General features: G+C 71.6%; 12 protein-coding genes. 3 read left to right on the top strand and 9 right to left on the bottom strand.

Annotation, left to right across the window (positions count from 1 at the left end):
* Window positions 1–276: 276 nt before the first annotated feature.
* The 4 genes from A3IG_RS0101345 to A3IG_RS0101360 form a co-directional block, all read right to left on the bottom strand.
* Window positions 277–1,038: an AIM24 family protein gene (locus A3IG_RS0101345; RefSeq protein ID WP_018381741.1), complete on the bottom strand. Its 762-nt coding sequence runs from the start codon at window positions 1,036–1,038 to the stop codon at window positions 277–279.
* A 14-nt stretch (window positions 1,039–1,052) separates the two neighbouring features.
* Complete coding sequence (locus A3IG_RS0101350) at window positions 1,053–1,736, bottom strand: AIM24 family protein (RefSeq protein ID WP_018381742.1); 684 nt, start codon at window positions 1,734–1,736, stop codon at window positions 1,053–1,055.
* Window positions 1,737–1,744: 8 nt separating this feature from the next.
* Window positions 1,745–3,304 carry a TerD family protein gene (locus tag A3IG_RS0101355; RefSeq protein ID WP_018381743.1) on the bottom strand — a complete coding sequence of 520 codons (1,560 nt, stop codon included), beginning with the start codon at window positions 3,302–3,304 and terminating at the stop codon, window positions 1,745–1,747.
* Between the two features lie 112 nt (window positions 3,305–3,416).
* Window positions 3,417–4,010, bottom strand: coding sequence for a M48 metallopeptidase family protein (locus A3IG_RS0101360; RefSeq protein ID WP_236719287.1), 594 nt, complete (start codon window positions 4,008–4,010; stop codon window positions 3,417–3,419).
* A 398-nt stretch (window positions 4,011–4,408) separates the two neighbouring features.
* On the opposite strand from A3IG_RS0101360, the gene A3IG_RS28160 reads away from it, so the two are divergent.
* Both A3IG_RS28160 and A3IG_RS0101370 read left to right on the top strand, forming a co-directional pair.
* Window positions 4,409–5,572, top strand: a complete 1,164-nt coding sequence (locus tag A3IG_RS28160) for a ThiF family adenylyltransferase (protein ID WP_051087340.1) — start codon at window positions 4,409–4,411, stop codon at window positions 5,570–5,572.
* 5 nt (window positions 5,573–5,577) lie between these two features.
* A complete protein-coding gene (locus A3IG_RS0101370; protein ID WP_026219779.1) occupies window positions 5,578–6,987 on the top strand; it encodes an ABC1 kinase family protein in 1,410 nt (469 codons plus the stop codon).
* Between the two features lie 239 nt (window positions 6,988–7,226).
* Here the strand turns inward: A3IG_RS0101370 and A3IG_RS0101375 are convergent, their stop codons facing one another.
* The 4 genes from A3IG_RS0101375 to A3IG_RS0101385 form a co-directional block, all read right to left on the bottom strand.
* Complete coding sequence (locus A3IG_RS0101375; RefSeq protein ID WP_051087345.1) at window positions 7,227–7,466, bottom strand: hypothetical protein; 240 nt, start codon at window positions 7,464–7,466, stop codon at window positions 7,227–7,229.
* A 41-nt stretch (window positions 7,467–7,507) separates the two neighbouring features.
* On the bottom strand, window positions 7,508–7,870 hold the full coding sequence (locus tag A3IG_RS28165; protein ID WP_040910688.1) for a WhiB family transcriptional regulator: 363 nt from the start codon (window positions 7,868–7,870) through the stop codon (window positions 7,508–7,510).
* Between the two features lie 169 nt (window positions 7,871–8,039).
* Entirely contained in the window at window positions 8,040–8,441 is a 402-nt protein-coding gene (locus tag A3IG_RS34030; RefSeq protein ID WP_157862352.1) for a hypothetical protein, read from the bottom strand.
* Window positions 8,442–8,793: 352 nt separating this feature from the next.
* On the bottom strand, window positions 8,794–10,989 hold the full coding sequence (locus A3IG_RS0101385; protein ID WP_018381749.1) for an ATP-dependent DNA helicase UvrD2: 2,196 nt from the start codon (window positions 10,987–10,989) through the stop codon (window positions 8,794–8,796).
* 215 nt (window positions 10,990–11,204) lie between these two features.
* Between A3IG_RS0101385 and A3IG_RS0101390 the strand changes: the two genes are divergently transcribed.
* Entirely contained in the window at window positions 11,205–11,462 is a 258-nt protein-coding gene (locus A3IG_RS0101390) for a mycoredoxin (RefSeq protein WP_018381750.1), read from the top strand.
* 75 nt (window positions 11,463–11,537) lie between these two features.
* Here the strand turns inward: A3IG_RS0101390 and nudC are convergent, their stop codons facing one another.
* Window positions 11,538–12,542, bottom strand: coding sequence for an NAD(+) diphosphatase (nudC, locus tag A3IG_RS0101395; protein ID WP_018381751.1), 1,005 nt, complete (start codon window positions 12,540–12,542; stop codon window positions 11,538–11,540).
* Between the last annotated feature and the right edge of the window lie 65 nt (window positions 12,543–12,607).

Genomic DNA, 12,607 nt, shown 5'->3' on the forward strand with positions numbered 1-12,607 from the left:
GGGCGGGGGTCGCGGCGTCTGGTGCGTGCGATCGCAAGGCGGAGGGTCGTCCTCGTACTGGGCGTACGTGGACGATCCCGACAACGCAGCGAGCGTGCGTGCCAGGCGTCACGACCCAGGCGGGATTCATCAGACAGGCACTAGGACGGTCTCGGGGGCGCCGCGGCCCGTGGGCGCGTGGACCGGTGGGCGGGCCGGGACACGGCTGACGGCACGGCCCCCCGGTGTGCGGGAGCCCGTGCCGTCAGCCACTGGTGTCGCCGTCGTCCCGCTATGTCAGCGGTTGCTCCAGGCGTTGCCCTGGTTCCGCCCCCGGGCGCCCTGCTGGCCCAGGCCGTACTGGGCGGCGGCCCCCCGGCCGATCGGCGCGTTCTGCGGCGGCATCTGCTCGCTGGGCTGGACCAGGACGTACCCGTTGCCCACGAAGCCGAGCTCCCAGCCCTCACCGGTGTTGCCGCGGCGGCGGAACACCGGGGTGTTGGTGGTCTGGGACTGCATCTGGACCCGCAGGTCGGTGGACCAGGCCACCACCGCGTCCGCGTCGGCGTACGCGTACTTGTCGGGGGTGACGTGCATCAGCAGCGGCTTCCCCGACGTCATCAGGGCGAGTTTCCCCCGCCCGGTGATGTGGAGGTTGTACGCCCCGGTGCCGGAGATGCCGAACTCGCTGTCCACCGCGATCACGTCGTAGTTGAGCGTGGTGTCCAGGGCCAGGACGTACTGGCTGTCCACGGTGATGCCGTTGTTCGCGATGTCCATGATGTGGATGTACTGGGCCAGGTTGGCCAGGTAGACCGTGCCCTGTCCCGAGCAGCGCATCAGGTCCAGGCCCTCACCGGTGCGCCGGCGGGAGCGCCGCTGGCTCTGGGACTGGTACTCGCCGTCGAAGTCCACCAGCCCCTGGTAGGCCACCATGGCACCCTTGCGGGCGAGCACCTCGGTGTTGCCGTCCACCCGCACCCTGAGCATCTGTTCGTTCTGGAGGGCGTACCGGTCCTGGGACTGGTTCTCGGTGTTGGCGAAAAGCGGGCTCTGCATGAGTCTTGTCCCCCTCAGCCCCGGATCCGGAGGCGGTCGGTGCTGTCCTCGCTGGGCTGGACGACGACGAAGCCCTGCCCCGAGAACGCGATCTGGAAGGCTTCCCCGGTGCCCCGCCCGACCAGGGCGGACGCCTTGAAGCTGCGCTTGGCCTTCATCTTCAGGCCGGTCGTCCAGGCCACCAGGGCGTCGGGGTCCACGCAGGTGGCGTCCTCGCCGGTGCCGCAGTCCACGACCACGGGGTTGCCCCGGGACGTCAGCGCGATCCACCCGGTCCCCGAGATGGTCACGTTGAACAGGCCCTGGCCGGCGAACTTGGCCACGCCCTTGACCTTCTCCACGCCCCACTGGAGGTGGGCGTCGAAGGCCAGGATGTTGGTGCCGTTGACCGAGAGGTAGTCGTTGTTGAGGTGGACGACGACCACGTCGGCGCCGTAGTCGGCGAGGTAGAGGATGCCGTCACCGCTGCACTTCATCACCGGTGCGCCCTCACCGGTGATCCACTCCGCGGCGGCCTGGCGCACCGCCGGGGGGTTGGGCTCGTACTGGATGTAGCCCTCGTAGGCGACCATGGAGCCGGTGCGGGCGAACAGGTCCTGCCCGCTGGCCATGGCGACCTTGAGCATCGTCGAGCCGTGGTTCTCCATCCGGACGGCCATGGGGCTCGGCGCGTAGCCCGCGATCATCTGCTGGTCCATGTTCGCTCTCAAACCTCGTACGGCTGGACGACGATGAAGTTGCCGGGGGCACCACGGAACTGGAGGTTCACGGTCTCCCCGCTGTGGCCCGGGTAAGCGGTCCGGCGCAGCCGCACCTGGCTGGACAGCATCACCTGGGAGGCGGCGGACCAGGCGACGATCGCGTTGCTGTCGGCGTAGGTGGTCGGGGTGACGGGCAGCACGACCGGGGTGCCGTGGGTCTTGACCACCACGGTGCCGGTGCCGCTGAACTGCATGGTGAACAGCGCCCCGCCGGGGATGCCGTGTCCCTCGATCCGACGGACCTCGAACTGGAGGGACTCGTCGAACGCCAGCACGTTCTCGGCGCTGACGCAGATGGCGTCGCCCTGCAACTCGATCGGATGCAGGTGGCTGGCGTCCTCGGCGAGGAACACCTGGCCCTTGCCGGTGCACCGCATGAGCTCGAGCTCCTGGCCGGTGGCGTTGCCCACCGCCCGCCCGAGGATTCCGGTGCTCTTACGCGAGAAGTCCACCTTGCCCTGGTACAGCACCATGCTGCCCTGACGGGCGAGGACCGCCGGGCCGCCGGCCTGGAGCTGGGCACGGACCAGCCTGTGGTTCTGCAGGCCCCAGCGCCCGGTGACCGGGGTCTCCCGGTGCGGCTGGAGGGCGGCCTGCACGCCGGGTTGGGCCGGGACCTGCGCCACCTGGGGGCTGCCGCCGGGGGACGGGAACTGCCCCGGGACACCCGGAGGCTGCTGGCCCGGCACCTGGCCGAACAAGGGAGCGCCGGGCGGGGCCACCGCCTCGGGGACGCCGGGCGGGGAGACCGCCCCCGGAGGCTGCACCGGCTGGCCGAACGGAGGAGCGACCGGGGCTCCCGGCGAGGTGGCGACCGGGGCGACCTGTTGCGGGATCGTCGGGGCCTGCGGCGCGCCGAACGCGGGGGCCGGCGCGGGCGGCGGGACGGGAGCGGGGGCCGGCGGGGGCGCGAAGCCGGGCGCGGGACCGCCCGGGGGCGCGAAGCTCGGGGTCTGGGCCGGCGCGGCCGGCTGCTCTTCGGCGACCTCACCACCGAAGTTCTTCAGCAGCGCGTCGAGCCCTCCGTCGAACCCCTGGCCGACCGCGGCGAACCGCCAGACGTCCTTGCGGTAGATGTCCCCCAACATCACGGCGCGCTCGGTGGTGAACTCCGACCCGTTGAACGGGTAGCGGGCGACCTCCTCGCCCCCTGCGACCAGGCGGATGTAACCAGGGCCGATCTGCGACATCTGGCCGTTGCCGTCGATGGTGGCGGTGAAGGACAAACGGTGGATCTGCGCCGGGATGCGGTCGAGGGTGACCCGGAACGACTGGGTGTCGCCGGCCTGTTCGCCGAGCTGCTGGATGGAACCCTCGGGCGACTGCGGCTGGTTGAAGAAGATGAAGTACTGGTCATCGGACAGCCGCTCGTCAGCGTCGAGACCAAAACAACTGATGTCAAAGGTGAGGCCGGGTGCGGTGATCAGCACGCCGACGTAGAGATCCGTCCCGGCTGTCAGATCGCTGATCTTGGCCTTGTGGCCGCGTTGAAATTCCCTGGCCATACGTACCGACCGTCCCCCATCCGTTGTCGTTTGCCCTCGTGACGCAAGAGGCTATCCGGCCACCGCGGCTCAGCGGCACATCGGGGGTGTGATTCTTGACCGGACTTCACCGTCAGCTGTCCGCCGCGTCGTCACCCTCCTGCCGGGGGTCGGGCACCGGCAGGTGCGGCAGCCGGCCGGCCGCCACCACCCCCTCGAGGTAGCCGCGGGCCCGTTCGGTGCGCGGGTACGCCTCGAGCAACGCCCAGAATGCCGGGCCGTGGCCGGGCACCAACAGGTGTGCCAGCTCGTGGAGGAGGACGTAGTCCAGCACGTAGTCGGGCATGCCCCGCAACCGGTGGGAGAGTCGGATGCTGCCCTCAGCCGGGGTGCACGAGCCCCAGCGGGTGTTCTGGTTGGTCACCCAGCGCACGCTGGCCGGTTCGGCGCGGCCGTCGAGGTACTCGGCGGAGAGCTGGGCGGCCCGCTCGGCCAGCTCCTGACTGCCGAGGGACTGCTTGCTCTCCTGGGCGGCGAGCTTGTCCAGCATCAGGGCGACCCAGCGCTTCTCCTCGGCGTCGGACATCCGCGCGGGGATGAGCACGATGGTCCGGTCCCCCTCGCGGTAGGCCGCCACGGTGCGGCGGCGTCGGGTGCTGCGGCGGACCTCCACCGCCCCCGACGCGGCTCCCACGGGGCCCGGGGCGGTGCACCGGACAGTCGCCACGGGCGACGAGATGTGGTCGGCGGACACGTGACCGACGGTACCGGCTCCTGGTCGGATGCGTCCCGCCGACGAGGTCGCTCCGGAGAATCCGTTGCACGGAATTCGCCCGATGTACCCCAGCATCAGAGGACAATTTAGAGGAAATTACTCATTTATCTGGTATTACTAAATGAATAACGGCAGCGGGCTGTGGATAACTCGGCTCCGCCTGGAAGCCGTTCCTGCATGCTGGGCACCGTGGTCGAGGCCGGACGGCACCAGCACCACGGCAGCCCAGCACCACGGCAGCCCAGCACCACGACGACCCAGCACCACCACAGACCAGGCCGCGGCTGACCAGGCCGCGACAGACCAGGCGCAGACCGAGCAGCGAGCCACGGGGGGACACAGTGCGTCCGATGATCAAGCCAGCGATGCGGCGGACCTGGCGGAGCAGGGACACCGTGCAGTTCGGTGTCACGCCGGAGCAGGCGGTGGTGGTGGAGCAGGTGGACGAGGGCAGTGCCGAGCTGCTGGACCTGCTGGACGGCACCCGCAGTCTGGAGCGGCTGCGGACGGAGGCGGCGCGACTGGGGGTGAGCGGGCGGCGGGTGGACCGGCTGCTCCGGGTGCTGGGCGAAGGCGGGGTGCTGGACGACGCGAAGGCCACGGCCGATGCCCTGCACGACCTGCCGCCCGCCGAGCGGGAGCGGCTCCGCCCGGACCTGTCGTCCCTGGCGATGCTGCATCCCGCGCCGGGGGCCGGCGCGGCCAGGTTCCTCGGGCGGGCCGGGGCCACGGTGCACGTGCGGGGTGCGGGGCGGGTCGGTGCCGCGGTGGCCACCGTGTTGGCCGCGGCGGGCATCGGCAGGGTGGAGGTGACGGACAGCGGCCGGGTGGAGCCCTGGGACATCTCACCGTGCGGCATGACGGTCAGGGAGCGCGGGTTGCGCCGTGGTGCCGCCGCACGGGCGGCGATGCGCAGGACCGGGACGGCCGTGGTGCGGCGGGGCACGCGGAGCCGCGTGGGACTGGTCGTGTTGGCTCCCCGTGACGGGCTCCGTGCCTACACCCCGGAGCCGCTGGAGAGCCGATCGCTGCTGGACGCCGGTGTCCCCCACCTCTACGCGGGTGTCCTCGAGGGGACGGGGTTCGTGGGGCCGCTGGTGGTGCCGCGGTCCAGCAGGTGGGCGTGCGGGGAGTGCGTGACCCGGCACCACGGGGACGCGGACCCGGCCTGGCCGCGGATACTGACCCAACTCGGGTCGGGGCGGCCCGGTCCGCTTCCGGCCTGCGACGTGGCGCTCTCCTCGACGGTGGCCGGGCTGGCCGCACTGCACGCGCTGATGTTCCTCGACGGCGGGGTACCGGCGAGTCTGGGAGGCCGGGTGGAGGTGTCCCTGGCGGACAGCGGAGTGATCGTCCGGCCGGTGTCTCCGCACCCGGGTTGCTGGGGCGCGCGCAAGCCGGGCCATGGCCGCGAATCGGTGGGGAGTGCACCTGCCGTGGTACGGGACCAGCAGGTGACAATGGAGGTGGATGGAGGGGTTGCTCACCAGGGCGCGCCGCCGATCGGAGAGTAGGGTGCATGTCTGATCTTCCGCGCAAGGCAGTGACGCGCACCGCCAAGCTGGCCGCACTCCCCCTGGGCTTCGCCGGGCGGGCCACCCTGGGCCTGGGCAAACGCATCGGGGGGCGGCCGGCGGAGATCGTCGCCACCGAGTTGCAGCAGCGCACGGCGGAACAGCTCTTCAAGGTGCTCGGCGAGCTCAAGGGCGGGGCCATGAAGTTCGGCCAGGCCATGTCGGTGTTCGAGGCCGCCCTGCCGGAAGAGGTGGCCGGCCCCTACCGGGCCGCGCTGACCAAACTCCAGGACGCCGCCCCGCCGATGCCGGCACGCACCGTGCACAAGGTGCTCGCCCAGCGCATGGGCCCGGACTGGCGGACGTCCTTCGTCGAGTTCGACGACGCTCCCGCTGCCGCGGCCTCGATCGGGCAGGTGCACCGCGCGGTGTGGCAGGACGGCCGCGAGGTGGCCGTCAAGATCCAGTATCCGGGGGCCGGTGAGGCACTCCTGACGGACCTGGCGCAACTGGGCCGGGTGGCCCGTCTCTTCGGTCCGCTCATCCCCGGGATGGACATGAAGCCCTTGATCGCGGAACTGCGGGCCAGGGTCTCCGAGGAGCTGGACTACGACCTCGAGGCCCAGGCCCAGGGGCTGCACGCGGAGGAGTTCGCCGACGACCCGGACTTCTTCGTCCCCGCGGTGGTCCACCAGACGGACCAGGTGCTGGTCACCGAGTGGATGGACGGAGTGCCGCTGGCGGAGGTGATCTCCGGCGGCAGTCGGGAGGAGCGGGACCGCGCCGGTCAGCTCCTGGCCCGCTTCCTGTTCGCCGGACCGTCCCGCACCGGGCTGCTGCACGCCGATCCGCACCCGGGGAACTTCCGCCTGCTGGTGGACGACGGCCCACCGGAGGGCTGGCGGCTGGGCGTGATGGACTTCGGCACCGTGGACCGGCTGCCGGAGGGCCTGCCGGAGCCGATCGGGACCGCGCTGCGACTCACCCTCGAGGGGGATGCGGGCGCCGTGCTGGAGCTGCTCCGCCGGGAGGGGTTCGTCAAGCCCACCATCGAGCTCGAGCCGGATGCGGTGCTCGACTACCTGCTGCCGATCGTCGAGCCGGCCGACGTGGACGAGTTCTCCTTCAACCGCGCGTGGATGCGGACGCAGGCCGCCCGGATCGCGGACCCCCGCTCCCCCGCCCACACCCTCGGCAAGCAGCTCAATCTGCCTCCGGCCTACCTGCTGATCCATCGGGTCACCCTCAGCACCATAGGCGTGCTCTGCCAGCTCGACGCGCGGGTGCGACTGCGTGAGGAACTGCTCGACTGGCTGCCCTGCTTCGCCGACGAGGAGGAGGGCGAGCCCGGGCAGTGGCAGGAGGCGTCGCAGGAGGAGGAACACCAGCCCGAGCCTGAGGCTCCCGTGGTGTAGTCCCCTGCCGGCGCCAGCCACCGGTCGGCGCCAGTGCCGGTGACTGGTGCCAAGTCCCCGGTGAGCGGGGCCCGTCGGTCACGGGAGGGGGCGGGACGCCGACGGCCGCCCCACCGGGGTAACGGTGGGACGGCCGGTGGTTCCTGCCGGTGAAGGGCCGGCCGCTGCCGCTTCCCGCGGGCGGCCGGACCTGTGTGGCGCTGGTGTGCGGGCCCGGTGACGGGGTCACCGGTGCCTCATCACTCCTGCTTCATCAGCGCGATGGCCAACGCGCGGCGGGCGCGCAGCGACGCGCGCTCCGCCCGGCGTTGGAGTTTGCGCGCCTGCACGACGCGGAGAGCCCTGCGTTGGGACTCCGCCTCGGCGAGGCGCTCCTGCATTCGCACCCGGGCCAGGGCTTCTGGCATGAGTTGCATTTCACGGCTCCGGTTCTGGTTTGGTGCACCGATGGGGACGGGGGTGGAGAGGGTGTGATTCATGGGGACCTGCTTGCTGTGAGAGGGGACGGGGAGGTGTGCGTTCACGCCATGACGGGGTTCTTCCGGGGACGCCCGCGCGGACGCTTCCGCGGCACGACGACACCCTGGACGAACAGCTCGCCACCCCAGACACCCCAGGGCTCGCGGCGGTCCTTGGCTCCCTGGAGGCACAGCTCACGAACCGGGCAGGTCTGGCAGAGGGACTTGGCGTACTCGACGTCCGCCGGCGACTCCGCGAAGAAGACCTCGGGGTCGTAGGAGCGGCAGGGAACGGTGACGCCAAGGCGCTCGGCCTCTTCGAAGGCCGGGGAGAGATCAGTCAGTTGCATCAAGGAAGCCTCCGAGGGCTCAGGAGGAGGGATCGCGGGGGTCTGCTCGTTGGACGGGGAGTGCGGAGGTTTCACCGGGTGCACGGTTTCGTCTTCCTCGTCTGGTCGGGCCGGCCGGGGGCCGGTTGTTGGTTGGTACCGGGTCGCCCTCCCGCCCCACCGGGGTGGGAAGGCCGGCCAAACAAAAGGGCCGCGGATCCCGGTTCGGGTTCCGCGGCCCTGAAGGTGCCGACCTGATGGTGAATCAGGCTGGATCTCTCCAGGGTTCGAGCCCGCGGAAGGCCCTCTTGGTCTGCTGCGTACGGATGGTTGCGACATCGGTTGCGGTGAAGGACGCGTCTTCTGCCTCGTTTGCCTGAGCTCCGGCACCACTGGCCACGACATAGGCATGCGCCCATGCGCCCGCCACTGGTGCCCAAGTCGGTCGCTCAGCACGCTCACGCTTGATGGCACCCGGCACGACGACACCGAACACAGCGGAGTCGCCCATGACGACGCCAGCCATGCGGGAGCCGCGGGAACCCTCAAAACCGGTGGCGAGGGAAGCGGGGCGACCGCCGAGCACACGGGTGCCCGAGATGGCCGACAGGTCCCGACGGGAGGCAGCACACACCAGCGAACCGTTGAGTTTCAGGTTGCTCAGCACGGGAATCTGCCTCCTCTCTCGCCTACGGGAGCCCACTGGGGCTCGGTTACACCTCTACCTACAACCAGCAGAGGATCAGTACATCACGCACCGCGCGCACCTTGTGCGCCGGGTCCTTCACGTGCCACTCACTACTGTGGCCAGTACATCACACATGTGCTTCGTGATGGGCACATCCTGGCCAGTCGATCTGCGTTCTCAGTACATCACGGTCGCCCATCAGGTGTTGGTTCCCGTGGCCTTCGGAAAGACCGTGGCCCTCGGAAAGACCCACCGTGACCGTGCCTCGGAAGGCTATGAGGATTTCCTCCGCGAGCGCAAACCATTTTCCGAGGAATCTTCGCCGACGTGCTCACGCGGGTTCGTCCGGCTCCACGGCAAGCTCCTGACCTGCGCAGAGAGCCAGCACATCGGCTCCGTACCGGTCGATCTTGGCTCTGCCCACCCCGGGAACCGCGGACAGCTCGGCCACCGACCCCGGCGGGTCCTCGGCTATGGCGGTCAGGGTGGCGTCGGTGAAGACGCAGTAGGCGGGCAGCCCCAACGCACTGGCCTGCCTGCCCCGCCAGTCCCGCAGCCGTTCGTACAGCGCCTCGTTGAGGTCGGAGGGGCAGTCCTCACAGCGCCGCAGCTTGCGCTCGACGGCCTCGGAGAGCACGCGGCGGCAGACCCGACACCTGATCGGCCCCCGGGGGCGCACGGCCCGCCTGCCGGCCCCGGGGCCGGCACCGCTCCCGGGTCGGGAACGGGCCGCGGAACCGGACGTTCCCGCACGCAAGCCCTCGAGGAATCGGGACGGCCCGCGCCCGGCCCGGCCACCTGGCGAGCGGGCCACCGCCCAGGACAGCGACAGGTGCAGCCGGGCGCGGGTCACCCCCACGTACAGCAGCCGGCGCTCCTCCTCGACCTGCTCCTCCGTCCTGGCGTGGGTGATGGGGACCATTCCTTCGCTGAGACCGACCAGGAAGACGGCGTCCCACTCCAGGCCCTTGGCGGCGTGCAGCGAGGCCAGGGTCACCCCCTCGACGGTGGGGGCGTGCTGGGCGCTGGCCCGGCCGTCGAGCTCCGCGACGAAGTCGGACAGGGTCACCCCTGGCCGGGACGCGGTGAAGTCCTCGGCCAGCCGCACCAGGGCCGCCAGGGACTCCCAGCGGTCCCGGGCCGCACCCGAGCCGGCGGGCGGCCGCGGGCTCCAGCCACGGGAGCTGAGGACGGCCCGCACCTGATCGGGTACCGAGGAGGCCGCGTCCACCGCCTCGTCGCCGCCACCGGCCCGGGCCGCGCCACGCAACAACAAGCCCGCCTCGCGCACCTCCTGCCGCTCGAAGAACCGCTCGGCGCCGCGGAGCTGGTAGGGGATGTCCAGGTCGGCCAGCGCCTGCTCGTACACCTCGGACTGGGCGTTGGTGCGGAACAGCACCGCGACCTCACTGGCCCGGAGTCCCGCGCCGCCCTCCGCCGCGGGCGCCAGCAGGGACCTGATCCGCTGGGCGGTGCCCTCGGCCTCGGCGGGCTCGTCGGAGTACTCGGTGAAGACCGGGGCGGGGCCGGGCTCCCGCTGCGAGACCAGCTCCAGGCGGTGCCGCGCAGCCCGGCCCGTGGCCCGGGCCAGCAGGCCGTTGGCCAGGTGCACCACCTGCGGGGTGGAGCGGTAGTCACGGACCAGCCTGACCACCGTCGCGTCGGGGTACCGGGTGCGGAAGCCGAGCAGGAAGTCGGGGGTCGCACCGGTGAAGGAGTAGATGGTCTGGCTGGCGTCGCCCACCACGCACAGGGTGTTCCGGCCCCCGAGCCACAGCTCGAGCAGCCGCTGTTGGAGCGGGTTGACGTCCTGGTACTCGTCCACGACGAAGTGCTGGTACTGGGCCCGCACCAACTCCGCGACGTCGGCGCGGTCCTCGAGCACGCCGACGGTGAGCAGCAGCACGTCCTCGAAGTCGATCACTCCCCGGTCCCGCTTGAGCTGCTCGTAACCGGCGTAGATCCGGCCGGTCTCGGCCGGGTCCCGCGGCGGCTCCCGGCCCGCCCCCGCGACCGCCGCCGGGTAGTCCTCGGGGACGGTCTGGGTGACTTTGGACCACTCGATCTCGGCGGTGACGTCCCGCAGCTCGGTGCGGTCCAGCCGAATCCGGCAGCGCGCCGCGGCCTCCGCCACCAACTGCGCCTTGCGCTCCACGAGGCGCGGCAGCTCGCCGCCGACGGCCCGGGGCCAGAAGTACTGGAGCTGGCGGAGCGCGGCGCTGTGGAACGTCCTGGCCTGCACCCCCGTCGCGCCGAGCTGTCTGAGCCGCCCGCGCATCTCGCCCGCTGCCCGGGCGGTGAAGGTCACCGCGAGCACGGTCGCTGGCTGGAACACCCCCGCGCGAACCCCGTAGGCGATCCGGTGGGTGATGGCACGGGTCTTGCCGGTGCCGGCACCGGCCAGGACACAGACCGGACCGTGGACAGCCGTGGCGACCTCGCGCTGCTCGGGATCCAGCCCTTCGAGCACCGCGTCGGCGGTCGGCGGGGCGAACGCGGGAGCAGAGAAGAGAGGTGGTGCGGTCACTCCTGCATGCTCTCAGTTCTGCCGGGACGGCCGGGACGGTTGTCCACAGCCGGGACACGATTGTCCTACCGCGGGGCGCCAGGCCCCGCCGACCGTGGCCGCCCCACACGGACCGGCGGCGGCGGGGAGGAATCTCTGGTCCTGCGCGGACGTTGACCGATGCGGATCCGTACCCGGATCGCCCAGCCGCTGACCGCGAAGGAGCGTATCGACCGATGTCGGGCACCGTGACGATGTACAGCACCACCTGGTGCGGCTACTGCCGGCGACTGAAGAGCCAGATGGACCGTGAGGGGATCGGTTACACCGAGGTCAACATCGAGCAGGACCCGAAGTCGGCCGCGTTCGTGGAGCAGGTCAACAACGGCAACCAGACGGTGCCGACCGTGGTGGTCACCCCCACCGGCGGCGGTGACCCCGTGGCGATGACCAACCCGTCGCTGGCCCAGGTCAAGCAGGCCCTGGGAGTCTGACCGACCCGCCGGCCGCGCACGTCGGGACCTCCGGCCCGCCGGGGACCCCGACGGGTGCGGCCACCAGGTCGGCGTTCAGCGCCGCGGCCCGCCGGGGCCAGGCAGCGGGGCGCCGTACCAGAGCTCGACCAGGCGGCGGGCTATCGACATCTCGTTGGGCGGGATGACCTCCCCGGAGGTCACCGCGTCAGCCAGTTCCGCCCGGGTGAACCAACGGGCCTCGGCCATCTCCTCCCCGTCCACCTGGATCTCGGTGGTCAGTGCCGTGGCGAGGAAGCCCAGCATCAGGCTGGACGGGAACGGGTGGGGCTGGCTGCCCTGGTAGCGGACCTGGCCGACCCTGACCCCCACCTCCTCGGCGACCTCCCGCCGCACCGCCTGTTCCAGGGACTCGCCCGGCTCCACGAACCCGGCCAGGGTGGAGAAGCGACCCTGCGGCCACAGGGCGTGGTTGCCCAGCAGGCAGCGGTCCCGGTCGTCGACCACCAGCATGATCACCGCCGGGTCGGTGCGGGGGTAGTGCTCCGCCCCACAGGCGGCGCAGCGCCGCACGTGGCCGGCCGAGGCGCTGTGGGTGGGCTGGCCACAGCGTGCGCAGAAGCGGTGCATCCGGTGCCAGTGGTCCAGGGCCACCGCGTGCACCATCAGTCCCGAGTCACGGTCCGCGAGCAGCAGCGCCACCTCGCGCAGGCCGGCGGGGCGGGCCGCCTCGCCCATCCGCCCGGGCAGGGTTCCCACCGCGAGCGCGAAGTAGGCCACGCCCGCCCCGTCCACTCCGAGGAAGAGCCGCTCGCCGACGTCCGGGGCCTCGAAGGACGGCACGAGGACCAGTTCCGCGCCCTTGCCGTCGGGGCCCTCGTGGTCCACGACCATCGCCTTGCCGTCGCACACGAGCAGCACCCTGGTGTCCGGGTGGCTCCAGGCCGCTGCCAGCCACGGCTCGTCGGTGCGGTGCTCCGCGGCCCGGTCCACGCCGGTCCGGGCCAGGGGGAGCACCGGCTGGCTCAGCGCGGGGGACTCCCCGGTGGCCGGGTCCCCGTCCGCCCACGTCCCGGTCCCGGCAGAGTCAGTACAGGTCACAGCGGTCCACCCACCCAGTCGTCGTCCCTCGTGTCCACCTCGCCGAGGCCGGCCCGCGCCCCGAC

This window comes from Wenjunlia vitaminophila DSM 41686, from assembly GCF_000380165.1.
Lineage (GTDB): Bacteria > Actinomycetota > Actinomycetes > Streptomycetales > Streptomycetaceae > Wenjunlia > Wenjunlia vitaminophila.